A 26,911-nucleotide genomic window follows, 5' to 3' on the forward strand; every position below is an offset into this window, starting at 1 on the left:
CATGACTTTCGACGCATCCACCCCCTTCACCTACGCCCCGGCGCCCGAGTCCCGTGCGGTGGTCGACATCGCGCCGTCGTACGGACTCTTCATCGACGGAGAGTTCGCCCCGGCGGCGGGCGGCAAGGTCTTCAAGACCGTCTCCCCCGCGACCGAGGAGGTGCTGTCCGAGGTCGCGCAGGCCGAGGCCGCCGACGTCGACCGCGCCGTCGCCGCCGCCCGCAAGGCGTTCGTGACGTGGTCCGCGCTGCCCGGTGCCGAGCGGGCCAAGTACCTCTTCCGGATCGCCCGGATCATCCAGGAGCGCTCGCGGGAGCTGGCCGTCCTGGAGACGCTGGACAACGGCAAGCCGATCCGCGAGTCGCGCGACGCGGACCTGCCGCAGGTCGCCGCCCATTTCTTCTACTACGCCGGCTGGGCCGACAAGCTGGAGCACGCGGGCTACGGCCCGGACCCGCGCCCGCTGGGCGTCGCCGGGCAGGTCATCCCGTGGAACTTCCCGCTGCTGATGCTGGCGTGGAAGGTCGCCCCGGCGCTGGCCACCGGCAACACCGTGGTGCTGAAGCCCGCCGAGACGACGCCGCTGTCGGCGCTGTTCTTCGCGGACATCTGCCGTCAGGCGGGGCTGCCGAAGGGCGTCGTCAACATCCTGACCGGTGACGGCTCCACGGGCGCCGCGCTGGTCGCGCACCCGGACGTGAACAAGGTCGCCTTCACCGGCTCCACCGAGGTCGGCAAGGCCATCGCCCGGACGGTCGCCGGGACCGACAAGAAGGTGACGCTGGAGCTGGGCGGCAAGGCGGCGAACATCGTCTTCGACGACGCCCCGCTCGACCAGGCCGTCGAGGGCGTCGTCAACGGCATCTTCTTCAACCAGGGCCATGTCTGCTGCGCCGGTTCGCGGCTGCTGGTCCAGGAGTCCGTCGCGGACGAGCTGCTGCACGCGCTCAAGCGCCGGATGCGGACGCTGCGGGTCGGCGACCCGCTCGACAAGAACACCGACATCGGCGCGATCAACTCCGCCGAGCAGCTGGCCCGGATCACCGCGCTCGCCGACGCCGGCGAGGCCGAGGGCGCCGAGCGCTGGTCCCCCGAGTGCGAGCTGCCCTCGTCCGGCTACTGGTTCGCGCCGACGCTCTTCACCGGCGTCACCCAGGCACACCGCATCGCCCGCGAGGAGATCTTCGGCCCGGTGCTGTCGGTGCTGACGTTCCGTACGCCGGAGGAGGCCGTCGCCAAGGCCAACAACACGCCGTACGGACTCTCCGCCGGTATCTGGACGGAGAAGGGTTCACGGATGCTGTGGATGGCGAACAAGCTGCGCGCCGGGGTCGTCTGGTCCAACACCTTCAACAAGTTCGACCCGACGTCGCCGTTCGGCGGCTACAAGGAGTCGGGCCACGGCCGTGAGGGCGGGCGCCACGGTCTGGCGGCGTATCTGACCCCGTCGACCCCGAAGGGCGAGCACCATGGCTGACCGACTCTCCGTCTTCAAGACCTACAAGCTGTACGTCGGGGGGAAGTTCCCCCGTTCCGAGAGCGGGCGGGTGTACGAGGTGACCGACTCCGAGGGCAACTGGCTGGCGAACGCGCCGCTGGCGTCCCGTAAGGACGCGCGGGACGCGGTCGTCGCGGCCCGTAAGGCGTTCGGCGGCTGGTCGGGCGCGACGGCGTACAACCGCGGGCAGATCCTCTACCGCGTCGCGGAGATGCTGGAGGGCCGCCGGGCGCAGTTCACGGCGGAGGTCGCGGCGGCCGAGGGGCTGCCGGAGGCCGTGGCCGCCGCGCAGGTGGACGCGGCCGTGGACCGCTGGGTCTGGTACGCGGGCTGGTCCGACAAGGTCGCCCAGATCGCGGGCTCCGCCAACCCGGTCGCGGGCCCGTACTTCAACCTCTCGTCGCCCGAGCCGACCGGTGTGGTCGCGGTGCTGGCGCCGCAGGAGTCGTCGTTCCTGGGCCTGGTGTCGGTCCTCGCGCCCGCGATCGTCACGGGCAACACCGTGGTCGCGGTGGCGTCGGAGGAAGCCCCGCTGCCCGCGCTGTCGCTCGCCGAGGTGCTGGCCACCTCCGACCTGCCCGGCGGGGTGGTCAACCTGCTCTCCGGCCGCACCGCGGAGCTGGGCGCGCCGCTCGCCGCCCACCAGGACGTCAACGCCCTCGATCTGGCGGGCGCGGACGCGGAGTTGGCCGCGGAGCTGGAGGCCGCGGCGGCGGACAACCTCAAGCGGGTGCGCCGCCCGGCCCCGGTGGACTGGTCCGCCGACCCCGGTACCGGCCGTCTCCTCTCCTTCCTGGAGACGAAGACGGTGTGGCACCCGATGGGTGTCTGACGCCCCGGTGACACGCCACGGCAAACGGGCCCCGATCCTCCGCGGATCGGGGCCCGTACGGCTTTCCGGCCCCGCTCTTACGGCAGGAGGCGGGTGACCGGGCCGATCAGCGGCAGGTCCTGGAGGGCGCCGCCCTTGGTGAGCGGATCGGTCGCCAGCTGGGTGCCGACGGGCTTGAAGTCGGCGATCTGGGTGCCGACGGTGTTGGCGAGCGGGTCGGCGGAGGTGTTGGCCAGCGGGTCCAGCTGGAGGCTCTTGACCGGTGCGGTGACGCCGGCCAGGGAGTGGGTCAGCGCGCCGGTGAGCGCGGACGCGGTGGCGCCGGTGTCGGTGGACTTCACCGGTGCCGCGTGCGCCGCGCCGTCGCCCGCCACGAGCGCGGCCCCGGCCGCGGAGACCGCGAGCGAGGCCCGCAGGAGCGTACGGGGGAGCCGGGCGGGCTTGGGACGTGCGTGTGAGGCCATGCGCTGCCACCTGCCTGTGGGGGAAGGCGCCCGACGGGGAACCTTCCACGGGAGAGGGAACCATTGGTAATCGTTTGACCGCACAGCGTAGTTGATGGGCCACCGGTCGATCCAGTCCGCGGCGGGACGGCGGGGCACCGTCACGGCCCCGCCCGCAGCCGCACGTCCCCGACCAGGCACGACACCATCGGTCCCGCCCCGGGGGGTGGCCCGGCGGGCCTCATACCGGAGAATGGGCTCCCGTGAGCTTTCCGTCCGCCGCCCGGCGCCCCGCCGCCCGCGTCCTGCTGCTGACCGGCCCCTCCGGGTCCGGCAAGTCCTCCCTCGCCGCCCGCACGGGCCTGCCGGTGCTCCGGCTCGACGACTTCTACAAGGAGGGCACCGACCCGACGCTGCCGCAGCTGCCCGAGGGCGGCGGCGCGGACTGGGACTCGCCGCTCTCCTGGGACGCGGACGCCGCGGTCGCCGCCGTCACCGCGCTCTGCCACAAGGGCCGCGCGGCCGTCCCGGTCTACGACATCGGGGCCAGCGCCCGCACCGGCGCCGCGGACGTCACGCTGGACGGCGCCGCGCTCTTCGTCGCGGAGGGCATCTTCGCCGCCGAGGTGATCGACCGCTGCCGCGCGGCCGGGCTGCTCGCCGACGCGCTCTGCCTGCGCGGACGGCCCACCACGACGTTCCGCCGGCGGCTGCTGCGCGATGTGCGCGAGAGCCGTAAGCCGGTGCCGTACCTGATACGCCGCGGGCTGCGGCTGCTGCGCACCGAACGCTCCGTGGTGGCGCGGCAGACGGCCCTCGGCGCCCACCCGTGCGCCCGGCCCGAGGCGCTGGACCGGATAGCGGCGGCGCGGGCGGCGGAGCCGGGCGGTGCGCTGCCCGGGGGTGCGGAATCCCCCGCGGAGGCGGGCGCCTCCCGTACCGGCGGCGGGCCGGGAGTGACGCCCGTAGGCTCCTGAGCCCGGCGGCCGGATCCGGCCGCCGGCACGCGTACGGCGTCTCAGGAGGACGTTCATGCCGAAGGCCAGGGAACACACCTACCGCACCCGCGTCGTCTGGACCGGCGACCTGGGGTCGGGCACCAGCGGCTACCGCGACTACGACCGCGGGCACGAGGTGAGCGCCGAGGGCCCGCCGCCGCTCTTCGGCACCGCCGACCCGGCGTTCCTGGGCTCCACCGGGGCCTGGAACCCCGAACAGCTGCTGCTCGCCTCGCTGTCGCAGTGCCACATGCTGACCTATCTGGCGCTGTGTGCCCTGAACGGTGTGACGGTCAACGGCTACGAGGACAACTCGGGCGCCACGATGGCGGAGGACGGCGCCGGGGGCGGCGCGTTCACGGAGGCGGTGCTGCACCCGAGGGTGCGGGTGGTGTCGGAGAGCATGCGCGAGCGGGCGCTCGCCCTCCACGAGGAGGCGCACCGCAAGTGCTTCATCGCCAACTCCGTGGCGTTCCCGGTCCGGTGCGAGCCGACGGTCGAGGTGCAGGCGGAGGTCTGCCGGTAACGGTTCCTGCCGGTGCGGTCCCTGCGGGCGGGGATCCTCCCGGCGCGGGCGCGACGGAACGACGGAGCGGGTCCGGACAGCCCCCCGGCTGTCCGGACCCGCTCCGTCTTCCCCCGTGTTCCCCCGTTTTCCCCTTGTTCGCGGACGCGTCCCGGGTGACGTCCGGCCGTCGCGGAGTGCTCCGCTCGGGCCGGTTTCCCCCGTATCCCCCGTTTCCGGGACGTGTCCGCAGCCCCTTGTATCCCCTCGGGCTTCTTCCCGTCCTTCAGGCCACCAGCTCGCCGAAGGACTCCTCCTCGTCACGGCCGAAGCTGAGGACCTCGTCCTCGCGCAGCCGGCGCAGCGAGCGCCAGATGCTGGACTTGACCGTGCCGACACTGATGTTGAGGATGTCCGCGATCTCCGGGTCGGTGCGGCCCTCGTAGTAGCGCAGGACCAGCATCGTGCGCTGCGGCTCGGGGAGCCGGGCCAGCGCCTGCCAGAGCACCGCACGCAGTTCCGTGCCGCGCATCGCGTCCACGTCGCCTGCCGTCTCCGGCAGTTCCTCGGTGGGGTATTCGTTCAGCTTGCGGCGGCGCCACGCGCTGATGTGCAGGTTCGTCATGGTGCGCCGCAGATAGCCGCCGAGCGCCGCCTTGTCGCTGATCCGGTCCCAGGCGCGGTAGGTCGAGAACAGTGCGCTCTGCAGCAGGTCCTCGGCCTCGTAGCGGTCGCCGGTCAGGTGGTAGGCGGTGGCGTAGAGCGCGGCGCGGCGCTCCTGCACGTAGGCGGTGAAGTCGGCGTCGGAGGCGGCAGACGCGGCGGACGCGGCGGACTCGTCGCGTTCCGGGGCCGCTCCGGCGGGTGCCGGGCCGTTCACCGTGGCATCGACGGCGATCCGGTACGGCTGCCGCTGCCGTCCGGTGCCGCGGAAGCACCCCCGCCCTCCCGCAGCACCGGACTTCTCGGAGGCCCGTGCGACGTCGTGGAGACGCGTGACCACCGCGCTGGTGCTCTTGGCGTGCTTGGTGTTCATCTCGCGCCCCCCGTCGGTAGAGCCTGGTTCGTCGGTCCGTCCCGGTCGGTGTCCCTCCCGGTGCCAAGAACCCTGCCAACCCAGTTTCATCGCGTTGTCCGTCGACTGTCACAGCCGTGTCACAGGGGGCCGCGACATGCTCGATGCGCACGTCACAGCGGTGGGAGATGTGCCTCGGGGGGTCTTTTGGGCTCTTCGTGGAGCGGTCCGCGGCGCCCGGGGAACAGGTCGGCGTTCCGCGCCACCGGCCGGTCGATGCGGCGGGGGGCCATGGGCCAGAATGGCGGGCGTGCCTTTCCTGTTGCTGATCGAGGACGACGACGCCATCCGCACGGCTCTCGAACTCTCCCTGTCGCGCCAAGGTCACCGTGTGGTGACCGCGGCGTCGGGCGAGGACGGCCTCCAGCTGCTGCGCGAGCAGCGGCCGGACCTGATCGTGCTGGATGTGATGCTGCCGGGCATCGACGGTTTCGAGGTGTGCCGGCGGATCAGGCGTACGGACCAACTGCCCATCATTCTGCTGACCGCGCGCAACGACGACATCGACGTCGTGGTCGGTCTGGAGTCCGGGGCGGACGACTACGTGGTCAAGCCCGTGCAGGGCCGGGTGCTGGACGCCCGGATCCGGGCCGTGCTGCGCCGGGGGGAGCGGGAGTCCAACGACTCGGCGACGTTCGGTTCGCTGATGATCGACCGCTCGGCGATGACGGTCACCAAGAACGGCGAGGACCTCCAGCTGACCCCGACCGAGCTGCGGCTGCTGCTGGAGCTGAGCCGCCGGCCCGGTCAGGCGCTCTCCCGCCAGCAGCTGCTGCGGCTGGTGTGGGAGCACGACTACCTGGGCGACTCGCGGCTGGTGGACGCCTGTGTGCAGCGGCTGCGGGCCAAGGTCGAGGACGTCCCGTCGTCGCCGACGCTGATCCGTACGGTCCGCGGGGTCGGCTACCGGCTGGACACCCCGCAGTGACGGACGGCTCCCCCGGGGCGGACGACCGCGCCCGGCGGCTGCCGACGTTCCGGCGGCGGGCGGCGGGGCTGCTGCGCTGGACGAGCCTGCGGATGCGGCTGGTGTTCGTCTTCGCGCTGGTCGCGCTGACGGCGGCGGTCTCCGCGTCCGGGATCGCGTACTGGCTCAACCGCAACACCGTGCTGGAGCGTACCCAGAACGCGGTGCTCAAGGACTTCCGTACAGCGCTGGGCGAGCGGGCCGGGGCGCTGCCGGTGCAGCCGCGGTGCGGGGAGCTTCAGGACGCGGCGCAGCAGATGGCGGGCGGGCCGCAGAACTACGCGGTGCTGCTGATCGGTACGGACTCCGAGGGCAAGGAGTGTGTGGCCGCCACCGACCGGAAGCTGCTGACGCCGGCGAGTGTGCCGGCGTCGCTGCGTACGGCGGTGGACACCGCGCGCCCGGTCGACGACGCCAACCGCTTCTCGCACCATCTGTACTGGCAGCGCAAGGAAGTCGGGGACGTGCCGTATCTGGTCGCCGGGGCGAAGGTGACCGGCGGCGGGCCGACCGGCTATCTGATGAAGTCGCTGGCGACGGAGCGGCAGGACCTCAACTCGCTGGCCTGGTCGCTGGGGATCGCGACGGCGCTGGCGCTGGTCGGCTCGGCGCTGCTGGCGCAGGCCGCCGCGACGATGGTGCTGCGTCCGGTGCAGCGGCTCGGGCATGCGGCGCGGCAGCTGGGCGAGGGGCGGCTGGAGACCCGGCTGCGGGTGACCGGCACCGATGAACTGGCCGATCTGTCGCGGACGTTCAACCGTACGGCGGAGCAGGTCGAGCAGCGGGTGGAGGAGCTGAGCGCGCGGGAGGCGGCGTCGCGGCGGTTCGTCGCGGACATGTCGCACGAGCTGCGGACACCGCTGACGGCGATCACCGCGGTCTCGGAGGTCCTGGAGGAGGAGGCCGACTCCCTCGACCCGATGATCGAGCCCGCGGTGCGGCTGGTGGTCAGCGAGACCCGGCGGCTGAACGACCTGGTGGAGAACCTGATGGAGGTGACCCGTTTCGACGCGGGCACCGCCCGGCTGGTGCTGGACGACGTCGACGTCGCGGACCAGGTGACGGCGTGCATCGACGCGCGGGCCTGGCTGGACGCGGTGGAGCTGGACGCCGACCGCGGCATCGTCGCCCGCCTCGACCCGCGCCGCCTCGACGTCATCCTCGCCAACCTCATCGGCAACGCCCTCAAGCACGGCGGTTCGCCGGTGCGGGTGTCGATCCGGACCGAGGACGCGGCGGGGGCCGAGCACCGGTGCCCGCCCGGCGCGGTCCGCGCGGGCAGCAGCGCGGCGCCGTCCGGTGCGGAGCCGGAGGAGCGCCCGGCGGACGGCCCGGCACCCGGCGGCGCCCTGCTGATCCGGGTGCGCGACCACGGCCCGGGCATCCCCGAGGAGGTCCTGCCGCACGTCTTCGACCGCTTCTACAAGGCGAGCGCGTCGCGGCCGCGCTCCGACGGCAGCGGTCTGGGGCTGTCGATCGCCCTGGAGAACGCGCACATCCACGGCGGCGAGATCACCGCGGCCAACCTCCCCGAGGGCGGCGCGGTCTTCACCCTGCGGCTGCCGATGGACGCCTCCCGGCTGGCCGGCGACGACCGCGCGGAGGACGGCGGCGCTTCACGTGAGGCCGATGACGGCGCTCACGGCGCGGAGGGCGGCCGGTGAGCCGGAACGGACGGCTGCGGCGTCCCGCGGCCGGTGCGCTGAGCGCGGTCGCCGCCCTGACACTGGCCGGCTGCGGGGTGCGCGGGACGACGGTTCCGGTGGACGCCGGCGGCGCGCCGTCGCGGATCAGCTGTGAGGTGCGGGAGCCGGGCGCGGCGGAGCGGGCGCCCGGCCGGATACCGGCCACGGTGTTTCTGGTGTGCAGCGGGACGCTGGTCCCGGTCACCCGCACGGTGCCGCACACCGCGGACCGTCCCGCCGCGACGGCGCCGCTGCGGGCGGCGCGGGTGCTCCTCGAAGAGCTGCGGCGCCCGCCGTCGCCGCGCGAGGAGGAGGCCGGTTTCGCGTCCGCGGTGCCGGAGGATCTGACGGTCGCGCCGGCGCGGCCGGGCGATCCCGGGGGGACCTTGCGGCTGAGCGTCCCGCCGGACGCCCTGCCGTCCTTCGCGCTGGCCCAGCTCGCCTGCACCTTCGGCGACTCCCGGGCGCTCGGCCACCACCGGGCGGCGGTCCTCGGCGGCCCGGACGACAGCGATCCGCACCGCTACGCCTGCACGGCGGACGTCCGCGCCCACCCGGACGCCGGGCGGGACACGGTCGAGGAGACGCCGATCGTGCCGTAGGGCGGGACGTGCTGCGGGCGTCCGGCGGGATTACGGCCGCCTTGCCCGACTCGGGCGGATGCGGGCGGAACCGCGGCCGCCGCTCGCGGCGTCCTGGGCTGTGTGCAGCATGGCCCCGGCGTTTTCGCCACCTTCCGTATGCGCGCCACCGGACGGCTCCTCCTCGTGGTGCATCTGCTGGTCGTCGGCCGTCTGACGCTGTGGCCCCGGCAGGTGCCCTGGGTCCCGGAGGCCAATCTCGAACCGCTGGCGACGATCGGCGCCGCGCTGGCCCGCGGCCCGTGGGCGGCGCTGTACGGCATCGGTGTCCCGCTGCTGATGCTGGCGCCGCTGGGCGTGCTGCTGCCGCTCGCCGGGGGCCGCCTGAACGTTTCCCCGGTGCTGTCCCTGCTGCGTACGGTCGGTGCGGGCGGGCTGCTGGCGCTGATCCTCCAGGGGGTGCAGGGGTCGGTGCCGGGCCGGGTGGCGGACATCGACACGCTGCTGCTGAACGTCCTGGGCCTGGCCCTGGCGCATCTCGCCGTCGTCCCCAGGGCCCGGGCGCGGCTCCGCCGCCGGGCTGAGGATCTCAGGGGTCCGACCCCGAAAATCACCAGGGTCGGCCCCCTTCCGAAGGCTGATGTCCTCTCCGCGTCGCGTACCTACCTTTGAGGTGTCGGGGCAACCGCCCCGCACCGTCGAGAAGGAGTAGCCCTCATGGCCGCCGCACTGGTCCGCCCCCGCAACAACCGCATGATCGCCGGAGTCTGCGCGGGCCTGGCCCGTCGCTTCGGTACGACGCCGGCGACGATGCGCGTGATCTTCGTCGTCTCCTGTCTGCTCCCCGGTCCCCAGTTCCTCGTCTACCTGGCGCTGTGGCTGCTGCTGCCGTCCGAGACGGAGAGCGCCGCCTCCGCCTGGTGAGCCGCCGCCCGCACCCTGACACGGCGGTGCCCCGGCCCGTACGGGGTGTCGGACCGGGGCCCCGGGCGGCGTGAGCCGGATCAGCCGCCGAGGGGGAGCGCCTTGCCGAGGGCGGCGGTGGGCAGGCCGCCCAGGAGGTGGTTGCCCTTGGCCTGGGGGGTGGCCCGGATGTCGCCGGTGGCCGGGTGGGTGCGCTTGGAGAGGCCGGAGACGGTGTCGGCCGTCTGCTTCACGGGCAGCTTGTGGAGCGCGCCGCCGAGCTGACCGACATCGATCGCGGAGGCGGAGCCCGCGGCGGTGGCGGCGAAGGCCGCGCCGAGGAGGGCGGTGCCGAGCATCTTGATGGGTGCCTGCTTCATCGCAATTACGTCCTTGTGAGGGGGAGTCGACCGGCACCGCAACGTAGAAGGCCCCCCCGTGGTGCCGCAAACATCCCCGGGCACCGGAAAACGGCCGGTGCGCACCGCACCGGCCGTTCCGTCCGCTCCCCCGCGGTGCGGCTCACGCCCGCTCAGAAGCCGTGCCTCAGACGGAAGTTGGCGCCGCCTTCGGGAAGAGCCACTCCGCGCGCAGCTCCGCGTAGCCCGGCTTGATGACGTCGTTGATCATGGCAAGACGTTCATCGAAAGGAATGAATGCTGATTTCATCGCATTGACCGTGAACCACTGCATGTCGTCGAGGGTGTAGCGGAACGTCCGCACCAGGTGCTCGAACTCCCGGGACATGGTCGTGCCGCTCATCAGCCGGTTGTCGGTGTTGACGGTGAGCCGGAACTGCAACCGCCGCAGCAGCCCGATCGGGTGCTCCGCGTACGAGGGGGCGGCGCCGGTCTGGAGGTTGGAGCTGGGGCACATCTCCAGCGGGATGCGCTTGTCACGGACGTAGGAGGCGAGGCGGCCGAGCGTGATGGCGCCGTCGTCGCCGACCTGGATGTCGTCGATGATCCGTACGCCGTGGCCGAGCCGGTCGGCGCCGCACCACTGGAGCGCCTGCCAGATCGACGGCAGCCCGAACGCCTCGCCCGCGTGGATGGTGAAGTGGTTGTTCTCGCGCTTGAGGTACTCGAAGGCGTCGAGGTGGCGGGTGGGCGGGTAGCCCGCCTCGGCGCCCGCGATGTCGAAGCCGACGACGCCCAGGTCGCGGTAGCGGTTGGCGAGTTCGGCGATCTCCAGGGCGCGGGCGGCGTGCCGCATCGCGGTGAGCAGCGCGCCCACGCGGATGCGGTGACCGGCCGCGCGGGCCCGGCGCTCGCCCTCGCGGAAGCCGTCGTTGACCGCCTCGACGACCTCTTCGAGGCTCAGTCCGCCCTCCAGGTGCTGCTCGGGGGCGTAGCGGATCTCGGCGTAGACGACGCCGTCGGCGGCCAGGTCCTCGGCGCACTCGGCGGCGACCCGGGTCAGTGCCTCGCGGGTCTGCATGACGGCGCAGGTGTGCGCGAAGGTCTCCAGATAACGCTCCAGCGAACCGGAGTCGGCCGCCTCGCGGAACCAGATGCCGAGCTTCTCCGGGTCGGACTCGGGCAGTCCGGCGTAGCCGCAGGCGCGGGCGAGGTCGACGACGGTGGCGGGGCGCAGTCCGCCGTCGAGGTGATCGTGGAGCAGCACCTTCGGTGCGCGCCGGATCTGGTCACTGGTCGGGAGGGTGCTGGTCTCGCTCGTCATTGCGGCACTCTAGCGCCTACGCGCGTAGAACTCACCGAACGATACGTAACGGTGACCCCTCTGCGGGGTGGCCCCCTCGCCACGATCTGCCATCGTTCTGGTCATGGCTCAGCAAGCACTGCCGGCGCGCGACGCCCGGCTGGGAAAACCGCTGGGAGCGTCCGGTGACGAGGGGGCCCGCGCCACGCTGCGAAGCGGCGCGGGCCGGTCCGGGCGTTCGGTGAGCGGGGTGGCGCTGTTACTGCCGGACGGCTCCCCGGACGGCACGGGACGTCCGTCGCCGCTGTCGGCGCTCGCGGTCCGGCCGCTCGCCGGACGGCTGGCCCGCGCGGGGCGCGCCGAGGGGTTGACCGCCCATGTGGTGCGCTACCGCCGCCGCGGCTGGAACGGCGGCGCGGCGGATCCGGCGCGGGACGCCGCCTGGGCGGTCGCGGAGGTCGTCCGCCGCTACGGCGACGTACCCGTCTGTCTGGTCGGCGCGGGCATGGGCGCCCGGGCCGCGCTGCACGCGGCGGGCCATCCGGCCGTCGGCGCGGTGCTGGGGCTGGCGCCGTGGTTCCCGGAGCCGGACGCGGACGGCGGCCCCCCGGAGGCCACGGACGAGACCGGGCCGGAGGGCGCCGGGGCGTCCGCTCCGGAGGCGTCCGGTGACGGTCCGGCCCGCCGTGCGGCCGATCCCGTCAAGCAACTGGTGGGCCGCCACGTCCTGTTGGTCCACGGGACGAACGACCGCCGCACCGACCCCGAGCTGTCGTACCGCTACGCCGAGCGCGCCAAGAAGATCAACCGGGACACCTGCCGGTTCGAGGTGCACTCGGACGGCCATGCGCTGCTCCAGCACCGTTCCGAGGTCCATGCGCTGGCCGTCGACTTCCTGCTCGGCGCGCTCTTCGCGCAGGACTTCGCGCGTCCGGTGCAGGACGCGATGGCCGCGCCGCCGCCGCTGGGCCTGCGGATGCCGCTGGCCGCCGGGTTCGGGGCGTCGCTGCGGCGGTAGCGCCCCGGCTCTTCCCGTCCGCGGGAGGGCCGGCGGGTCACCGCAGCAGCAGCCCCCGGCGGCTGAGCAGGAACTTCTTGAAGGCGGCGACCGGCGGGGTGTCCGGGTGGCCGTCGAGCCAGGCGACGCCGATCTCGCGGACCGCGCGGGGCGCGGTGACGGTCAGTTCGGCGACGCCGGGCCGGGGCACCGCGGGCGGCGGCAGCAGCGCCACGCCGAGCCCGGCGGCGACCAGTCCGCGCAGCGTCTCCGCCTCCTCGCCCTCGAACGCGATCCGCGGCGCGAACCCCGCCTCGGCGCAGAGCGCGTCGGTGATCCGGCGCAGCCCGTAGCCCGGCTCCAGGGTGACGAAGAGTTCGTTCGCCGCCTCGGCCAGCCGGATGCGTTTGCGGACCGCGAGCGGGTGGTCGTCGGGGACGACGAGCCGCAGCTTCTGCTCGTCGAGGCGGCGGGCGACGAGGTCGGGGTAGTCGGGCACCGGCGAGGTCAGGCAGAGGTCGAGGTCGCCCACGCGCAGCCGTTCGATCATCGCCTCGCCGTGGTTCTGGACGAGCTGGAAGCGGACCCGTGGGTGGTCGGCGCGGAAGGTGCGCAGCAGTCCGGGGACGGTCTCGGAGCCGAGGGTGTGGAGGAAGCCGAAGGCGACCTTGCCGGCGGCGGGGTCGGCGTCGGCGCGGACGCCCTCGGTGGCACGGTCCAGATCGGCGAGCGCCTTCTCCGCCTGGACGCGGAAGGCGCGGCCCGCCGGGGTGAGCGAGAGGGTGCGGCCGTGCCGGGCGAAGAGCGCGACGCCCAACTCGTCCTCCAGCCGCACCAGCGCCCGGCTGAGCGTCGGCTGCGGCATGCCGAGTTCCTGCGCGGCGCGGGTGACGTGCTCGTACCGGGCGACCGCGGTGAACTGCGCGAGACGGGGCGCGAGCGCGAGCGCCCACGAGCCGTCACCGATGTCGACGCCGTCGGGTGCCTCGGCGGGGGCGCGGGTGGCGCCGGATGCGCCGGTGGCCGGGCTCGCGGCGGCCCGGGATCCGCCGCCGGACGGCCGCCCCGGAGCCCGCCGCCCGGTGGACGGATGGGCCGCGCGGGACGTCCGCCCCGCCCCGGCGCCCGCTCCCCCGGTCCGCCCCCGTGTCCGCTCCTTCGTCATCGTCCGGCCTCCTTCCGCTGTCCGCCCGCATGTCTTTTCTGTTGCGAAGCGGTGACACAGCCCTCGCTGAGCTGCTGTCATACGTCACCACATCGATTATGGCGTTTCCATGCATTGGACGCATAAAACGCGGACGGCCTACGTTCGGACCATGCCTCCCGCTGATACCGGGGCGACCGCCACCACCCGTGCGGCCGCCTCTCCCCTGCCGTCCCCCGACTCCTCCTCCGTGGCCGCCGCCGTCGACCCCGACGCCGCCAAGCTGCACCCGGGCGGCCCCGGCTACCGCCGGATGAGCTTCGCCCTCTTCGCCGCGGGGCTCGCGACCTTCGCGCTGCTGTACTCGACGCAGGCGCTGCTCCCCGCGATCTCCACGTCCCTGCACGTCTCGCCGGACCAGGCGAGCTGGACGGTCTCCGGCGCCACCTTCGGACTGGCCCTCGCGGTGATCCCGCTCAGCGCGGTCTCCGAACGCTTCGGCCGCCGCACGATGATGACCGCCTCGCTGACCGTCGCCGCGCTGCTCGCCCTGCTCGTGCCGTTCGCACCGTCGCTGGGCTGGCTGATCGCACTCCGCGTCGCGCAGGGTGTGGCGCTGGCGGGGCTGCCGGCGTCGGCGATGGCGTTCCTCGCGGAGGAGGTCCGCCCGCGGGCGCTGGTCGGCGCGATCGGCCTGTTCGTGGCGGGCAACAGCATCGGCGGGATGTCCGGCCGGATCGTCACCGGCTGGGTCGCCCAGGCATGGGGCTGGCGGGCGGCGCTCGCCGCGGTCGGCCTGATGGCCGTGGTCTGCGCGGTGGTCTTCCGGGTGCTGGTGCCCCGCGCCCGGCACTTCGCGCCCCGCGCGGTCGGCCCGCGCGCCCTCGCCCGTACCCTCGGCGGCCATCTCGCCGACCCGCTGCTGCGGCGGCTGTACGGCATCGGCGCGCTGTTCATGACGGTCTTCGGCGCGGTCTACACGGTGATCGGCTACCGCCTGGTCTCCGAACCCTTCAACCTGCCGCAGGGCATCGTCGGTTCGATCTTCCTGGTCTACCTGGTCGGCACGGTCTCGTCCGCGGCGGCGGGCAAGCTGGTCGGCCGGACGGGCCGCCGCGGCGCGCTCTACCTGGCGGTCGGTACGACGACGACCGGGCTGCTGCTGACCCTCTCCGACGCGGTCGCCGGAGTGCTGGCCGGACTGGTGCTCATCACCGCCGGCTTCTTCGCCGGCCACGCGGTCGCCTCGTCCTCGGTCAGCCGCGCCGCCAAGACGGCCCGCGCCCAGGCATCGGCGCTGTACCAGTGCGCGTACTACGCGGGCAGCAGCGTCGGCGGTGCGCTCGGCGCGGTCGCCTTCCACGCGGCGGGCTGGGACGGCACCGTCGTCCTCGGCCTGCTGGCGATGGTCGCCGCCGCCTCGATCACCCTCTACGCCACCCGCAAGGCGCTGGCCGAACAGCGGATCCTGCGCCTCCGGAAGGCCGCGTAACCGCCCCTGAACCCGGAGGGCCCGCCCCGCCACCTGTCCTGGTGGGGCGGGCCCTTCGTCGTGGGGTGGGTCGGCCGGGCAGAAAGCTGGAGGTGTCGAGGGTGCGGCCGAACGGCTCCGGGAGGTCGAGCGGTTCCCCGGACTTGGCCACGCTCAGGGGCCGGTAGACCTCGTCCTTCGGCTCCCCGAAGAGCGTGCCGGCCGGCCCGGACGGAGCCCACCTGCCGGTGAGCAGGTGACGCGGGGCGCCCGCCCGGGCGTAGCCCGCGGCCTTGCCGATCCGGTCGTGGGCCGCGTGCGGCGGGGAAGTGATCTCTACGAGGAGCTCACACGCCGCAGCCGGCAGGCACCCTCCCGAATCGCTCCTGACCAGCTGTTTCGGCGCGACGACATCCGGGGTCGTCGGCGGGGCGGGGAGGCGCCGTGCGGATCGCGCGGACGGACGCACTCCCCGGTCCGGGGCCACCTCCGCCCCCCTCGGGGGGCATTCGAACAGAACCCCTGAACCCCTCCGGGAATCCCCTTAATCCGCCCTCTACGTAGTGTGCGCGGGCCGTTACGGGTCGTACGTTGAAGAGGCAGGCGCTCCCGCGGAGCCGAGAGGCCGCGTCCCTTCCCGCACCCTCCCCTCGAAGAGAGACCATGTCCGACGTAGCCCCCACTCCCGCACCCCCCGCACAGGGCCTCGACGCGCTGCGCGCCACCGAATTCGGTTACCTCGACGAGCAGGGCCACGTCTATCTCGACCACGCGGGCGCCGGCCTCCCGGCCCGCAGCAGACTGCGGGCCCACGCCGAGCGGATATCCGCCGGCTGCTTCGGCAACCCGCACTCCGCCAGCCCCGCGTCCGCCGCCTCCACCGCGCTGGTCGAGCGGGCCCGCGCGGCGGTGCTGCGGTATCTGCGGGCCGATCCCGCCGAGTACGCCGTCGTCTTCACCGCCAACGCCACCGGCGCCTGCCGCCTGGTCGGCGAGGCGTTCCCGTTCGCGTCCGGCGGGCGGCTGACGCTGACGCTGGACAACCACAACTCCGTGGTCGGGCTGCGCTCGTTCGCCACCGCGGGCGGTGCCTCCGTCGCGTACATCCCGTTCGCGGGGCGGGAATTACGGATATCCGAGGCGGACGTGGACCGCGCGCTCGGCGAGGCGGACGCGGGCGGCGCGCCCCGGCTGTTCGCCTATCCGGCGCAGAGCAATTTCACCGGCGTCCGGCATCCGCTCGACTGGATCGGGCGGGCGCGCGAGCGTGGCTGGCAGGTGCTGCTGGACGCGGCCGCCCATCTGCCGACCAACCGTCTCGACCTGAGCCGGGTGCACCCCGACTTCGTGGCGCTCAGCTGGTACAAGATCTTCGGCTATCCCACCGGGCTCGGTGCGCTCGTCGCCCGGCGGGAGGCGCTGGCGGCGCTGCGGCGGCCGTGGTTCTCCGGCGGTACGGTCCAGCTCGCCAGCGCCCGGGGCGGCTGGCACCGGATGACCGACGACGAGAGCGCCTTCGAGGACGGCACCCTCAACTACCTCAGCATCCCGGACGTCGCCACGGGCCTGGAGTGGCTCGACGCCGTCGGGATCGACGCGGTCCACGCGCACGTCACGGCGCTCACCGCCCGCCTCCTCGACGGGCTGCGGGCGCTGCGCCACGGCAACGGCGCGCCGATGGTGCGGCTGTTCGGACCGGAGAGCACCCGGATGCGGGGCGGCACGGTCGCGCTGCACCTGCTCGCCCCGGACGGCGCGGTCCTCGACGAGCGGGCCGTCGCCCGGGACAGCGCCGCCCGCGGTATCTCGCTCCGTACGGGCTGCTTCTGCAACCCCGGCGCGGGCGAGTCCGCCTTCGGCATACCCCGCGCCGCCCTGGAGGCGGCGAACCACCGCGGGACGGACACGGTCGACGACTACGTACGGGCGCTGGGACTGCCGTTCGGCGGCGCGGTGCGGGTGTCGCTGGGCGCCTCGTCCGGTGCGGGCGACGTCCGGGCGTTCCTGGAGTTCGTGGCGGAGACGTACCGGGACCGGCCCGCCGACGAACGGGGGCTGCCGCCGCGGGTGCACTGCTGAGGAGGGGCGGACCGGCCCGGTGACGGACCGGCCCGGCGAGGACCCGGTCGGGGACGCCGGGGCCGGCGGGCGGGCCGGAAACGGGCCGGCAGGCAGGCGGGCGGGCGGGCCGGAAACGGGCCGGCTGGCGGGCGGGCGGGCCGGAAACGGGCCGGTGGGTTGGCCGGTCGGGAGGCCGGGGCCCGTAACGGGCCGGCGGGCGGGCCCGGAGGCGCGGAACATCCGCCTCCGGCCCGCCCACCCCGGGCCCGGCCACCTCCGGCCCGCCCGCCCCGCCTCAGGCGATCCGCTCCAGCACCACCGGCGTGGCCGCGAACGCCGCGTCGGCCGGGCCGACGACGACCTGGCCGTCGAGGGCTTCGAGCGCGTAGGGCAGCTTCTCGGGGGTGTCGGTGTGCAGGGTCAGCAGCGGCTGTCCGGCGGCGACGAAGTCGCCCGGCTTGGCGTGGAGTTCGACGCCCGCGCCGGCCTGCACCGGGTCCTCCTTGCGGGCCCGGCCCGCGCCCAGTCGCCAGGCGGCGAGCCCGACGGCGTAGGCGTCCAGCTCGGTGAGGATGCCGGTGGAGGTGGCGGTGACGGTGTGCTGCTCGTGGGCGACGGGCAGCGGCGCGTCCGGGTCGCCGCCCTGGGCGATGATCATGCGGCGCCAGTGGTCCATGGCGGAGCCGTCGGCGAGCGCCTTGGCCGGGTCGGCGTCGGGCAGTCCGGCCGCGTCCAGCATCTCGCGGGCGAGCGCGAGGGTGAGGTCGACGACGTCGCGGGGGCCGCCGCCGGCCAGCACCTCGACGGATTCGCGGACCTCCAGGGCGTTGCCCGCGGTGAGACCGAGCGGGGTGGCCATGTCGGTGAGCAGAGCGGTGGTGCGCACACCGTGGTCGGTGCCCAACTCGACCATGGTGGAGGCGAGTTCACGGGCGTCGTCGAGGTTCTTCATGAACGCGCCGGAGCCGACCTTGACGTCCAGGACGAGGGAGCCGGTGCCCTCGGCGATCTTCTTGGACATGATCGAGGAGGCGATGAGCGGGATCGCCTCGACGGTGCCGGTGACATCGCGCAGCGCGTAGAGCTTCTTGTCGGCGGGGGCGAGCCCGTCACCGGCGGCGCAGATGACGGAACCGACGTCGCGCAGCACGTCCAGCATCTCGGGGTTGCTGAGCTGGGCGCGCCAGCCGGGGATGGCCTCCAGCTTGTCGAGGGTGCCGCCGGTGTGGCCCAGTCCGCGCCCGGAGAGCTGCGGGACGGCGGCGCCGCAGGCGGCGACCAGCGGGGCGAGCGGCAGGGTGATCTTGTCGCCGACGCCGCCGGTGGAGTGCTTGTCGGCGGTGGGGCGGGTCAGTGAGGAGAAGTCCATCCGCTCACCGGAGTTGATCATCGCGGCGGTCCAGCGGGCGATCTCCGTGCGGTTCATGCCGTTGAGGAAGATCGCCATGGCCAGGGCCGACATCTGCTCGTGGGCGACCTCGCCGCGGGTGTAGGCGCCGATGACCCAGTCGATCTGATCGGCGGTCAGCTCGCCGCGGTCGCGCTTGGTGCGGATGACGGAGATGACGTCCATGGAGACTTCCTTTCGAACGGTTATCCCTTGTTCTACACGCATAGAACGGTCGGGGCGAGGGCGGATGGCGCGGAACACCACCCCGGGCGGCGTGCGCCGGTACGACGGACCGGCACGGCCCGGCGGGACCGGTGCGGAAGCGCCCGGCGCGCACCGCCCCGGGCGCCGCCGGGCCCGCGGCGAAGGCGCCCCGCACGCGCGCTCCGGGGCGCCCCCGCCCCGTCCCGGAGAATGCCCGGAAAGAGGCCGGAGCCGCCCCGGGGACATGTCCCTGAGGCTCCCCGGGCCGTCAACCGCCCTCAGCCGGCCAGGTGGTGCGGGCCGAACGGATCCGGCAGCAGTTCCGCGAGCGGACGGATGCCGGACACGGTGTCGACCAGCAGCCCGGGGCCGCCGTGCTCGTACAGCAGCTGACGGCAGCGCCCGCACGGGATCAGTACCTCGCCCTCCGCGTCCGCGCAGGTGAACGCCGTCAGCCGACCGCCGCCGGTGGCGAACAGCGCTGAGACCAGGCCGCATTCGGCGCACAGCCCGAGGCCGTACGAGGCGTTCTCGACGTTGCAGCCGGTGACCGTCCGCCCGTCGTCGACGAGCGCCGCGGCCCCTACGGGATACCCGGAGTACGGGGCGTAGGCCCGGGACATCGCGCCCCGGGCCCGCGCGCGCAGAGCGGTCCAGTCGACCGGCTCCTGTGAGGTCATGCGCCCTGTCCTCGGCGGTAGGGCCGGCCCCCCGCCTTCGGCGGCCGCAGCCGCTGCGAGAAGAGCGCGAGCACCAGCAGGGTGGCGATGTACGGGCTGGCCTCCACCAGCTCCAGCGGCACCGTATCGGCGACGGCGTACCAGACCACCAGCGCCACGGCGACGACGGCGGACACCGCTGCCTGCGCCCGCTTGGCGGCGCGCAGCCGCAGCAGGGCGAGGACGGCGAGCAGCGCCGCCAGGCCGAGCAGCAGCGCGTGGACGGTGGGGCCGCCGCTGCGCAGCTGCATCGCGTCCATGAAGCCGAAGAGCCCGGCGCCCATCGCGACGCCGCCCGGCCGCCAGTTGCCGAAGATCATGGTGGCGAGGCCGATGTAGCCGCGGCCGCCGGTCTGGCCGTCCTGGTAGAAGTGCACGCCGATGGAGAGGAACGCACCGCCGAGCCCGGCGAGCGCGCCGGAGACCAGCACCGCCGCGTACTTGTACGCGTAGACGTTGACGCCCAGCGACTCCGCCGACAGCGGCGCCTCACCGCAGGAGCGCAACCGCAGGCCGAACGACGAGCGCCACAGCAGGTAGAAGGTGGCGACGAAGAGGCCGAGGGTGCCGAGGGTGAGCCAGGAGACGTTGGTGACGGCCGCGCCGAGGATCCCGGCGAGGTCGGAGACGAAGAACCAGTGGTGCGCCTCGATCGAGTTCAGCCAGTCGGAGAGGCCCGGGACGGTGAACGTCGGCATGTCCGGCATCGGCGGCGACTGCTTGTCGTTGCCGCCCGCCGCCTGCGCCGCGCTGCCCTCCTGGCCGAACCAGAGGGTGGCGAGGTACTGGGTGGCGCCCAGCGCGAGGATGTTGATCGCGACACCGGAGACGATGTGGTCGACGCCGAAGGTGACCGTGGCGATCGCGTGGACGAGGCCGCCGAGCGCGCCGCCGATGATGCCCGCGGCGGCAGCCGCCCACGGCCCGTGCTGCCAGCCGATCCAGCCGGCGGCGAACGAGCCGAGCATCATCATGCCTTCGAGGCCGATGTTGACCACACCGGCCCGCTCCGACCAGAGGCCGCCCAGACCGGCGAGGCCGATCGGTACGGCGGCGGAGAGCGCGGCGCCGAACTGGCCGGTGGAGGTGAGGTCCGCGGTGCCGGTCAGGGCCCGCAGACCGGAGACGGCGAGCAGGGCGACCGCGAGGATCAGCAGGATCCAGGGGTAGGTCAGCTTGCGCCGCCCGCCCTTCGCGGTGGCCGCGGCGGGCTGCGCCGCGGGCTTGAGGTCCGCGCTCACGCCGACACCTCCGACTTGTCGTTGTTGCCGGTCGCGTCACCCGTCGCGCGGGCCGCCGCGGCCAGTTCCTCGCCGACCTTGCGCTGCTGGAGCCGCAGGCCGTAGCGGCGCACCAGCTCGTACGCGATGACGACGCAGAGCACGATGACGCCCTGGATGACGCCGACGATCTCCTGGGCGTAGCCCTCGAACTCCAGGCGGGAGCCGGTGCGGTCGAGGAAGGCCCACAGGAGCGCGCCGAAGGCCATGCCGACCGGGTGGTTGCGGCCGAGCAGGGCGATGGCGATGCCGGTGAAGCCGATGCCCGCCGGGAAGTCGGTGCCGTACTGGAAGGACTCGCCGAGCAGGGTGGGCATGCCGACCAGACCGGCGGCGGCGCCGGAGAGCAGCATCGAGATGACGACCATCCGCTTGACGCTGACGCCGCTGGCCTCGGCGGCCGGTTCGGAGGCGCCGACGGCCCGCAGGTCGAAGCCGAAGCGGGTGCGGGAGAGCAGGAACCAGTACAGGGCTCCGGCGATCACCGCGATCACCACGAAGCCGTAGACCGGCTTGGGGTGGGTCGGGAAGGAGAAGAAGTGGCTGGATTCCGGCAGGAACTTGGTGTGGAGGAGGTTGCCGTCCTTGATGGCGAGGCGGCCGTCCTGGAGGAAGTAGCCGATGACCGACGCCGCGATGGAGTTCAGCATGATCGTGGTGATCACCTCGCTGACCCCGCGGGTGGTCTTCAGCAGTCCGGCGATCCCGGACCAGACCGCGCCGACCAGCATCGCGATCAGGATGAGCAGCACGATCTGGAGCGCGCCGGGCAGCACCAGCGAACCGCCGACCGCCGCGGCGGCGAACGCCGCGAGGCGGTACTGACCGTCGACGCCGATGTTGAAGAGGTTCATCCGGAAGCCGATGGCGACCGCGAGCGCCGACAGGTAGTACGGGACCGCCTTGTTGACGATCCACACCTGGCTGTCGCTGTAGTGGCCGTAATCGGCCATGATCCCGTACGCGCGGAACGGGTTCTCGCCGGACGCCAGGAAGACCAGCGAGCTGATCACTATCGCGGCGACGACGGCGAGCAGCGGGGCGGCGAGGGCGAGGACCACCTTGTCGCGGGTGGCGCTGCGGGCAGCGCCCGGCGCGGGCAGCTTGGCGGCGGTCATGCCTGGTCACCGCCGTTCGGCTCGGTCCCGGCGGACGCGGGACGGCCGGCGTCGGCGTCCCCGTCCGCGGTGAGGTGGCCGCTGACGGCACCGGTCATGGCGGAGCCCAACTCCTCCGGGGTGATCACGGCGGGATCCGCGTCCGCGACCAGCCGGCCCCGGTACATCACCCGCAGGGTGTCGGACAGGCCGATCAGCTCGTCCAGGTCGGCGGAGATCAGCAGCACGGCCAGTCCGTCACGGCGGGCCGTGCGGATCTGCTCCCAGATCTGCGCCTGCGCGCCGACGTCGACCCCTCGGGTGGGGTGCGCGGCGATCAGCAGCTTGGGGTGGTGGCTCATCTCGCGGCCGACGATCAGCTTCTGCTGGTTGCCGCCGGAGAGCGAGGCGGCGGTGACCTCGATGCCGGGGGTGCGCACGTCGTACTCCTCGACGATCCGCGCGGTGTCCTTGCGGGCACCGGCCGGGTCGAGGAGCTTGCCCTTGCTGTTGGGGCGTTCGGTGACGTGGCCGAGGATACGGTTCTCCCACAGCGGCGCTTCGAGCAGCAGGCCGTGGCGGTGGCGGTCCTCGGGGACGTAGCCGATGCCGCCCTCGCGGCGGCGGCGGGTGGAGGTGCCCGACAGATCGGCGCCGTCGAGGGTGACGGTGCCGCGGTCGGGGGTGCGGGTCCCCATGATCGCCTCGACCAGTTCGGCCTGGCCGTTGCCCTCCACCCCAGCGACGCCGAGGACTTCGCCCTTGTGGATGGTGAAGCCGATGCCGTCGAGGACGGTACGGACCACGCCGTCGGAGTCGGTGGCCGACAGATGCACCCCGTCGACCTGGAGCATCGGCTCGTCCGTGACGGTCGACTCGCGGGTCTCGGGCGAGGGCAGTTCGCTGCCGACCATCAGCTCGGCGAGCTGCTTGGGCGTGGTGTCGCCGGGGGTGACGGAGGCGACGGTGGTGCCGCGGCGGATGACGGTGATGTCGTCGGCGACCGACAGCACCTCGCCCAGTTTGTGCGAGATGAAGATGACGGTCAGGCCCTCGGACTTCAGCTCCCGCAGGTTGGCGAAGAGCGCGTCGACCTCCTGCGGGACGAGGACCGCGGTCGGCTCGTCGAGGATGAGGGTGCGGGCGCCGCGGTAGAGGACCTTGAGGATCTCCACGCGCTGGCGGTCGGCGACGCCGAGGTCCTCGACGAGGACGTCGGGCCGGACGGCGAGGCCGTACGCGTCGGAGATCTCCATGATCTTCGTGCGGGCGCGCCCGCCGATGCCGTGCAGCTTCTCTGCGCCCAGGACGGTGTTCTCCAGGACGGTGAGGTTGTCGGCGAGCATGAAGTGCTGGTGGACCATGCCGATGCCGTGGGCGATGGCGTCGCCCGGGGTGTTCAGCGCGGTCTCGGCGCCGTCCAGCGCGATGATGCCCTCGTCCGGCTTCTGCATGCCGTAGAGGATCTTCATCAGGGTGGACTTGCCGGCGCCGTTCTCGCCGCAGAGGGCGTGGACGGTGCCGCGGCGGACGGTCAGGTGGATGTCGTGGTTGGCGACGACGCCCGGGAACCGTTTGGTGATTCCGCGGAGTTCTACGGCAGGGGCGTCCGGCCGGGCCGGGGCGCTGCTCGTGGGTGCTGCGTTGATGGCGCACTCCCCTCGGGGATGAAGGAGCGGAAGGGGCGGGTGTGACACGCGTGGGTCACGAAGGGGCGCGGCTGAGCCCCCGGGGCCCGGGCCGGGCCGCCGGGACGGTGCCGTCCCGGGCTACGGCGTCTCCTTGACCTTCACCTTGCCCTCGACGATCTTCTTCCGGGCCGCGTCGATCTGCGGCTGGATGTCCTTGATGAAGCCGCCGGACGTGGCGAGCTTGACGCCGTTCTTCTTGAGGTCGTAGGCGTGGATGCCGGTCAGCGGCTTGCCGTCCTCGACGCTCTTGATCAGGTCGTACACGGCCACGTCGACGTTCTTCACGACGGACGTGAGGATGCAGTCGCGGTACTTCGCGAGGCCCGCCTGCTGGTACTGGTCGGAGTCGACACCGATCGCCCAGGCGCCCTTGCGCTTGCTGATCGCCTCGATGGACCCGGCGCCGGACTGACCGGCCGCGGAGTAGATCACGTCGATACCGCTGTCGAGCATGCCGGATGCCTTGGCCTTCGCCGCCGCCGGGTCGTTGAAGCCCTTGTCGTTGTTCGGGTAGAGGTACTGCGAGACGACCTTGGCCTTCGGGTCGGTGGCGCGCACCCCCTGCTCGAACCCGGCCTGGAACTTCTGGATCAGCGCGTTGTTGACGCCGCCGATGAAGCCGACCTTGTGGGTCTTGCTCTTCAGCGCCGCGGCGACGCCCGCCAGATACGAGCCCTCGTGCTCGGCGAAGACCATCGCATCGACGTTCTTGCCCGTCGGCACCGCGTCGACCACGCCGAACGTCGTCTCCGGGAAGTCCTTCGCGACGTTCTGCACCGACTGGCTGTACGCGAAACCGACGCCGATGACGGGGTTGTACCCGGCCTCCGCGAACGACGACAGCCGCTGCTCGCGGTCGGCCTCGGTCTCGCCGTTCTTCGCGGTCAGCATCTTGACGTTGACGCCGAGATCCTTCCGGGCGTTCTCCGTGCCCCGCGCGGCCGCCTCGTTGAACGAGTGGTCGTCGCGGCCGCCGATGTCGAAGGCGAGCCCGACGCCCGCGTGCTTGGCGCGATTCGCCTCGGCGAAGCTCTGCCCGCACGCGGTGGCGGTGAGCGCGAGAACCACGGTGGCGCTGGCCGCGGCGGCAATCCTGGTGACCCGACGCACGGGGCCTTCCCTTCGCTCCCGGAGCCCCCTGTGGCTCCGGCTTAGCGGGAGATTAACGCGCGTAGACATGGCGCAAAACCCTCTACGACGGTGCCGTTATCGATTCGTCGCGAAGGGGGCGGCGGCCCGGCACCGCCGGTCCGGGCCCGTCCGGCTCCTGTGGCGGGCGGACTGCGCGGACCGGACCCCGCCCGCCGCTCCGGGCCGGGGACCGCCGCGGCTTCCGTTCGCTCGTGGCGCAGTGCGGCGCGGGGGTGCGGGCAGAACGGGGAAGGTGGACCCGGTTCGACCGTCGTGCCCCAGGGGCAAAGGGTGAGGAGCCCAGGTGAAGACAGCAGTAGGTACCCGGTCGGTGATCCCGGAGCCCGCCGATGTGTGGATGCTCGTACGGGAGCACCCGACGGTGCTGGGGAACGCCACCCAGGCACTCGCCACGGCTCTGGCCGCCGCTCACGGCCCCCGCTTCGCGGTCTGGCACACCGATGAACTCCTCTTCGGCGTGGCGGACGGCCGGTTGGTACTGCGCACCCTGGGCGGCGCGGACGTCCCCGCCCCCCAAGTGGTGTGCGTACGCCAGATGCCGGGCTCGATGCGTGACCACCGCGAGGTCACCCTGGTGCGGCACCTGGAGCGGATGGGCAGCAGGCTCCTCAACCGCCCCGACGCCCACCTCAGCTGCCGCAACAAGATCTGGCAGATGCAGGAACTCGCGGCGGCCGGGCTGCCGGTCCCCGACACCCTCTCCTACGCGACCGCCCCGTTGGAGGGTGTGGTCCGCAACGTGGCGGCGCCCTGCGTGGTGAAGGCCGTCCGCGGCACCAAGGGGCGTCAGGTCTTCCTCGCCCCTGATCAGCGGCTGTTACGCGACCTGGCCGGCAGCCTCACGCAGGAGGTCCCGTTCCTCTTCCAGGAACACGTGGCCACCTCGCACGGCCGCACCCTGCGCGTGGTGGTGGTCGAGGGTGAGCCCGTGGGCGCCGTCCTGCACACCTCCGGCGGTGACGCCCTCGCCGCCAACATCGGCAACGGCGGCTCCGCCACCCTGTGTCCGGGCCGCTATCCGGCCGCGGAGAGACTGGCGGTCGAGGCCGCGACCGCTCTGGGCCTGGACATCGCCGGGGTGGACCTGCTCCTCACCGCGGACGACGGCTACACCGTCTGCGAGGTGAACGCCGTCCCTGGCTGGCGTCCGGCGATGACCACGGTCGTGCCCGCCGTCACCGCCTGCATCGCCCGCCACCTGGCGGCCCGCGGCCCGGCTGCCCGAGGAGGCGGTACGGCCCGCCCGGAGCGGGCCTGAGCCCGGTCGATGCCCCGGAAGCCGCACCTCACCCCGAGGCCGGCTCCTCCCCCGTGGCCGCCCTGCGCTTCAGCCCCGTCGCCGCGGTCAGCACGAGCGTGGTGCCGGTGGCGATGAGGACGGCGGTGTCGGGGCCGGTGACGGCGAGGAGGAGGCCGGTGACGGCGAGGAGGAGGCCGGTGGCGGCGGCGCTGAGGCCGTAGCCGATACCGCTTCCCGCGTAGAGGGCGGAGTAGCCGAGGGGGTGGAGGTCGGCGGGGAGTTGTTCGCGGAGGGTGAGGTTACGGGTGATCAGTACGGCTGCCTGGAGCAGACCGGTCAGGGCGAGGAGGGCGGCGATGGCCGGCCAGGTGGAGGCGAGGGCGGTGGCGGCGACGCCCGCGATCATCAGCAGGAGCATGACCAGGCTCTGGCGTTGCACACTGCCGGGCCAGGTGCGGGCGCCGTAGACCAGCCCACCGGCGATGCTCGCCAGGGCGAAGCCGGTCAGGATCGGGCCGCTGTAGGCGACGGGCAGGTCCCGGTGTTCGAGCAGGGCGGGCAGCGTCAGCTCGATGCTCGCCAGCAGGTACATGGCGGCGGTGCTGGTCAGGTAGACGGGCCAGGCCGAGAGGGCCTGCCGGAGCGGGGCGCGTTCGCCCTCCCCCGTGGCGCCCGTCCTGTCCGGCAGCAGCCACAGCGCCGCGGCGGCGGCGAAGGTGGCGGTGGTCGCGAGGAAGAACGGCGCCTGCGGACCGACGCCGAGCGCCAGCGCCGACACCAGCGCCGGTGAGGCCGCCCAGACGGCCATGTTGAGGGTGGATTCCAGGCTGAGGGCGGTGTGCAGATGCGGGCCGGGCGCGAGGTGCTCGGCCATGGTCCGCAGCGCACCCGGCGCCGCCGCCGCGGTGGCGCCGGCGACCGCGGCCAGCGCCACGGCGAGCCCGGTGCCGGGGTGCGGAACGGTCCCCAGCAGGGCGAACGCGCAGGCGGAGACGGCGAGTCCGACCGCGATCTCGCGTCGGTGGGGACGCGACCGCAACCGGGTGCTGAGCAGCGGTGCTCCTATCGCCTCGGCGAGCGCGTACGCCGCCGCCATCGCCGCTCCGCCGCTGTACCCGGTGTCCGTACCGCGCCCGTAGAAGAGGAACGCCAGCGGCGCCATCGCCACCGGGAGGCGGCTGGCCGTGACGACCGCGGCCCAGATCGAGACGTGTCGGGTGAACAGGCCGCGGTACGCCACGGAGGGGAATCCTTACCTGTCAGGCCGGGTGAGGAGGGCGGGCAGTCGGGCTTCGGGGACGTCGGCCGATGCTAGT

25 protein-coding genes are annotated in these 26,911 nt (G+C 73.3%); 13 read left to right on the forward strand and 12 right to left on the reverse strand.

Annotation, left to right across the window (positions count from 1 at the left end; all coding sequences use genetic code 11):
- Position 1 precedes the first annotated feature (1 nt).
- Both ACF1BH_RS02635 and ACF1BH_RS02640 read left to right on the forward strand, forming a co-directional pair.
- Positions 2-1,477 carry an aldehyde dehydrogenase family protein gene (locus ACF1BH_RS02635; RefSeq protein ID WP_391640553.1) on the forward strand — a complete coding sequence of 492 codons (1,476 nt, stop codon included), beginning with the start codon at positions 2-4 and terminating at the stop codon, positions 1,475-1,477.
- Positions 1,470-2,330, forward strand: a complete 861-nt coding sequence (locus tag ACF1BH_RS02640; protein ID WP_391640554.1) for an aldehyde dehydrogenase family protein — start codon at positions 1,470-1,472, stop codon at positions 2,328-2,330. The genes ACF1BH_RS02635 and ACF1BH_RS02640 overlap by 8 nt, the downstream gene beginning before the upstream one ends.
- Positions 2,331-2,407: 77 nt before the next feature.
- Here ACF1BH_RS02640 and ACF1BH_RS02645 read toward each other — a convergent pair whose 3' ends face one another.
- Positions 2,408-2,794 carry a hypothetical protein gene (locus ACF1BH_RS02645; RefSeq protein WP_391640555.1) on the reverse strand — a complete coding sequence of 129 codons (387 nt, stop codon included), beginning with the start codon at positions 2,792-2,794 and terminating at the stop codon, positions 2,408-2,410.
- A 242-nt stretch (positions 2,795-3,036) separates the two neighbouring features.
- Between ACF1BH_RS02645 and ACF1BH_RS02650 the strand changes: the two genes are divergently transcribed.
- Together ACF1BH_RS02650 and ACF1BH_RS02655 are read left to right on the forward strand one after the other, a co-directional pair.
- Positions 3,037-3,750: an ATP-binding protein gene (locus tag ACF1BH_RS02650; RefSeq protein ID WP_391640556.1), complete on the forward strand. Its 714-nt coding sequence runs from the start codon at positions 3,037-3,039 to the stop codon at positions 3,748-3,750.
- A 55-nt stretch (positions 3,751-3,805) separates the two neighbouring features.
- A complete protein-coding gene (locus ACF1BH_RS02655) occupies positions 3,806-4,297 on the forward strand; it encodes an OsmC family protein (protein ID WP_391640557.1) in 492 nt (163 codons plus the stop codon).
- Positions 4,298-4,562: 265 nt separating this feature from the next.
- Here the strand turns inward: ACF1BH_RS02655 and ACF1BH_RS02660 are convergent, their stop codons facing one another.
- Positions 4,563-5,312 carry a SigE family RNA polymerase sigma factor gene (locus ACF1BH_RS02660; RefSeq protein ID WP_391640558.1) on the reverse strand — a complete coding sequence of 250 codons (750 nt, stop codon included), beginning with the start codon at positions 5,310-5,312 and terminating at the stop codon, positions 4,563-4,565.
- 289 nt (positions 5,313-5,601) lie between these two features.
- Between ACF1BH_RS02660 and afsQ1 the strand changes: the two genes are divergently transcribed.
- The 5 genes from afsQ1 (at position 5,602) to ACF1BH_RS02685 (ending at position 9,508) form a co-directional block, all read left to right on the forward strand.
- A complete protein-coding gene (afsQ1, locus tag ACF1BH_RS02665) occupies positions 5,602-6,279 on the forward strand; it encodes a two-component system response regulator AfsQ1 (protein ID WP_211266165.1) in 678 nt (225 codons plus the stop codon).
- Positions 6,177-7,982 carry an ATP-binding protein gene (locus ACF1BH_RS02670; protein WP_391640992.1) on the forward strand — a complete coding sequence of 602 codons (1,806 nt, stop codon included), beginning with the start codon at positions 6,177-6,179 and terminating at the stop codon, positions 7,980-7,982. The genes afsQ1 and ACF1BH_RS02670 overlap by 103 nt, the downstream gene beginning before the upstream one ends.
- Entirely contained in the window at positions 7,979-8,605 is a 627-nt protein-coding gene (locus tag ACF1BH_RS02675) for a hypothetical protein (RefSeq protein ID WP_391640559.1), read from the forward strand. The genes ACF1BH_RS02670 and ACF1BH_RS02675 overlap by 4 nt, the downstream gene beginning before the upstream one ends.
- 138 nt (positions 8,606-8,743) lie before the next feature.
- Positions 8,744-9,256: a VanZ family protein gene (locus ACF1BH_RS02680; RefSeq protein ID WP_391640993.1), complete on the forward strand. Its 513-nt coding sequence runs from the start codon at positions 8,744-8,746 to the stop codon at positions 9,254-9,256.
- Between the two features lie 45 nt (positions 9,257-9,301).
- Positions 9,302-9,508 (forward strand): PspC domain-containing protein, encoded by a 207-nt coding sequence (locus ACF1BH_RS02685; protein ID WP_391640560.1) that lies wholly within the window; start codon positions 9,302-9,304, stop codon positions 9,506-9,508.
- An 80-nt stretch (positions 9,509-9,588) separates the two neighbouring features.
- Here ACF1BH_RS02685 and ACF1BH_RS02690 read toward each other — a convergent pair whose 3' ends face one another.
- Both ACF1BH_RS02690 and ACF1BH_RS02695 read right to left on the reverse strand, forming a co-directional pair.
- Positions 9,589-9,867 (reverse strand): hypothetical protein, encoded by a 279-nt coding sequence (locus tag ACF1BH_RS02690; protein ID WP_391640561.1) that lies wholly within the window; start codon positions 9,865-9,867, stop codon positions 9,589-9,591.
- A 166-nt stretch (positions 9,868-10,033) separates the two neighbouring features.
- On the reverse strand, positions 10,034-11,170 hold the full coding sequence (locus ACF1BH_RS02695) for an adenosine deaminase (protein WP_391640562.1): 1,137 nt from the start codon (positions 11,168-11,170) through the stop codon (positions 10,034-10,036).
- Positions 11,171-11,273: 103 nt separating this feature from the next.
- On the opposite strand from ACF1BH_RS02695, the gene ACF1BH_RS02700 reads away from it, so the two are divergent.
- Positions 11,274-12,167, forward strand: coding sequence for an alpha/beta hydrolase family protein (locus ACF1BH_RS02700; protein WP_391640563.1), 894 nt, complete (start codon positions 11,274-11,276; stop codon positions 12,165-12,167).
- A gap of 37 nt (positions 12,168-12,204) precedes the next feature.
- Here the strand turns inward: ACF1BH_RS02700 and ACF1BH_RS02705 are convergent, their stop codons facing one another.
- The gene (locus tag ACF1BH_RS02705) at positions 12,205-13,311 is read right to left on the reverse strand and encodes a LysR substrate-binding domain-containing protein (RefSeq protein WP_391640564.1); all 1,107 of its coding nucleotides are present in this window, start codon (positions 13,309-13,311) and stop codon (positions 12,205-12,207) included.
- Between the two features lie 151 nt (positions 13,312-13,462).
- Between ACF1BH_RS02705 and ACF1BH_RS02710 the strand changes: the two genes are divergently transcribed.
- Both ACF1BH_RS02710 and ACF1BH_RS02715 read left to right on the forward strand, forming a co-directional pair.
- The gene (locus ACF1BH_RS02710) at positions 13,463-14,782 is read left to right on the forward strand and encodes an MFS transporter (protein WP_391640565.1); all 1,320 of its coding nucleotides are present in this window, start codon (positions 13,463-13,465) and stop codon (positions 14,780-14,782) included.
- 642 nt (positions 14,783-15,424) lie between these two features.
- Positions 15,425-16,840 (forward strand): aminotransferase class V-fold PLP-dependent enzyme, encoded by a 1,416-nt coding sequence (locus ACF1BH_RS02715; protein WP_391640566.1) that lies wholly within the window; start codon positions 15,425-15,427, stop codon positions 16,838-16,840.
- Positions 16,841-17,117: 277 nt separating this feature from the next.
- Here the strand turns inward: ACF1BH_RS02715 and ACF1BH_RS02720 are convergent, their stop codons facing one another.
- The 6 genes from ACF1BH_RS02720 to ACF1BH_RS02745 form a co-directional block, all read right to left on the reverse strand.
- The gene (locus tag ACF1BH_RS02720) at positions 17,118-18,395 is read right to left on the reverse strand and encodes a thymidine phosphorylase (RefSeq protein WP_391640567.1); all 1,278 of its coding nucleotides are present in this window, start codon (positions 18,393-18,395) and stop codon (positions 17,118-17,120) included.
- A 299-nt stretch (positions 18,396-18,694) separates the two neighbouring features.
- Entirely contained in the window at positions 18,695-19,096 is a 402-nt protein-coding gene (locus ACF1BH_RS02725) for a cytidine deaminase (RefSeq protein WP_391640568.1), read from the reverse strand.
- On the reverse strand, positions 19,093-20,376 hold the full coding sequence (locus ACF1BH_RS02730; protein ID WP_391640569.1) for an ABC transporter permease: 1,284 nt from the start codon (positions 20,374-20,376) through the stop codon (positions 19,093-19,095). The genes ACF1BH_RS02725 and ACF1BH_RS02730 overlap by 4 nt, the downstream gene beginning before the upstream one ends.
- On the reverse strand, positions 20,373-21,533 hold the full coding sequence (locus ACF1BH_RS02735; RefSeq protein WP_391640570.1) for an ABC transporter permease: 1,161 nt from the start codon (positions 21,531-21,533) through the stop codon (positions 20,373-20,375). The genes ACF1BH_RS02730 and ACF1BH_RS02735 overlap by 4 nt, the downstream gene beginning before the upstream one ends.
- The gene (locus ACF1BH_RS02740; RefSeq protein ID WP_391640571.1) at positions 21,530-23,209 is read right to left on the reverse strand and encodes an ABC transporter ATP-binding protein; all 1,680 of its coding nucleotides are present in this window, start codon (positions 23,207-23,209) and stop codon (positions 21,530-21,532) included. The genes ACF1BH_RS02735 and ACF1BH_RS02740 overlap by 4 nt, the downstream gene beginning before the upstream one ends.
- A gap of 72 nt (positions 23,210-23,281) precedes the next feature.
- A complete protein-coding gene (locus tag ACF1BH_RS02745) occupies positions 23,282-24,313 on the reverse strand; it encodes a BMP family protein (protein ID WP_391640572.1) in 1,032 nt (343 codons plus the stop codon).
- Positions 24,314-24,638: 325 nt separating this feature from the next.
- Here ACF1BH_RS02745 and ACF1BH_RS02750 point away from each other — a divergent pair, with 325 nt between their 5' ends.
- The gene (locus ACF1BH_RS02750; RefSeq protein ID WP_391640573.1) at positions 24,639-25,613 is read left to right on the forward strand and encodes a RimK family alpha-L-glutamate ligase; all 975 of its coding nucleotides are present in this window, start codon (positions 24,639-24,641) and stop codon (positions 25,611-25,613) included.
- 28 nt (positions 25,614-25,641) lie between these two features.
- On the opposite strand, the gene ACF1BH_RS02755 is transcribed toward ACF1BH_RS02750, so the two are convergent.
- Positions 25,642-26,835 (reverse strand): MFS transporter, encoded by a 1,194-nt coding sequence (locus ACF1BH_RS02755; protein ID WP_391640574.1) that lies wholly within the window; start codon positions 26,833-26,835, stop codon positions 25,642-25,644.
- Between the last annotated feature and the right edge of the window lie 76 nt (positions 26,836-26,911).

Source organism: Streptomyces sp. NPDC014733 (genome assembly GCF_043083385.1).
GTDB lineage: Bacteria > Actinomycetota > Actinomycetes > Streptomycetales > Streptomycetaceae > Streptomyces.

Bases quoted from the DNA above. Each gene is read 5' to 3' on its own strand.
- ACF1BH_RS02635 (WP_391640553.1), top strand. From the start codon at position 2: ATGACTTTCGACGCATCCACCCCCTTCACCTACGCCCCGGCGCCCGAG.
- ACF1BH_RS02640 (WP_391640554.1), top strand. From the start codon at position 1,470: ATGGCTGACCGACTCTCCGTCTTCAAGACCTACAAGCTGTACGTCGGG.
- ACF1BH_RS02645 (WP_391640555.1), bottom strand. From the start codon at position 2,794: ATGGCCTCACACGCACGTCCCAAGCCCGCCCGGCTCCCCCGTACGCTC.
- ACF1BH_RS02655 (WP_391640557.1), top strand. From the start codon at position 3,806: ATGCCGAAGGCCAGGGAACACACCTACCGCACCCGCGTCGTCTGGACC.
- ACF1BH_RS02660 (WP_391640558.1), bottom strand. From the start codon at position 5,312: ATGAACACCAAGCACGCCAAGAGCACCAGCGCGGTGGTCACGCGTCTC.
- ACF1BH_RS02680 (WP_391640993.1), top strand. From the start codon at position 8,744: ATGCGCGCCACCGGACGGCTCCTCCTCGTGGTGCATCTGCTGGTCGTC.
- ACF1BH_RS02685 (WP_391640560.1), top strand. From the start codon at position 9,302: ATGGCCGCCGCACTGGTCCGCCCCCGCAACAACCGCATGATCGCCGGA.
- ACF1BH_RS02690 (WP_391640561.1), bottom strand. From the start codon at position 9,867: ATGAAGCAGGCACCCATCAAGATGCTCGGCACCGCCCTCCTCGGCGCG.
- ACF1BH_RS02695 (WP_391640562.1), bottom strand. From the start codon at position 11,170: ATGACGAGCGAGACCAGCACCCTCCCGACCAGTGACCAGATCCGGCGC.
- ACF1BH_RS02700 (WP_391640563.1), top strand. From the start codon at position 11,274: ATGGCTCAGCAAGCACTGCCGGCGCGCGACGCCCGGCTGGGAAAACCG.
- ACF1BH_RS02705 (WP_391640564.1), bottom strand. From the start codon at position 13,311: ATGACGAAGGAGCGGACACGGGGGCGGACCGGGGGAGCGGGCGCCGGG.
- ACF1BH_RS02710 (WP_391640565.1), top strand. From the start codon at position 13,463: ATGCCTCCCGCTGATACCGGGGCGACCGCCACCACCCGTGCGGCCGCC.
- ACF1BH_RS02715 (WP_391640566.1), top strand. From the start codon at position 15,425: ATGTCCGACGTAGCCCCCACTCCCGCACCCCCCGCACAGGGCCTCGAC.
- ACF1BH_RS02720 (WP_391640567.1), bottom strand. From the start codon at position 18,395: ATGGACGTCATCTCCGTCATCCGCACCAAGCGCGACCGCGGCGAGCTG.
- ACF1BH_RS02725 (WP_391640568.1), bottom strand. From the start codon at position 19,096: ATGACCTCACAGGAGCCGGTCGACTGGACCGCTCTGCGCGCGCGGGCC.
- ACF1BH_RS02735 (WP_391640570.1), bottom strand. From the start codon at position 21,533: ATGACCGCCGCCAAGCTGCCCGCGCCGGGCGCTGCCCGCAGCGCCACC.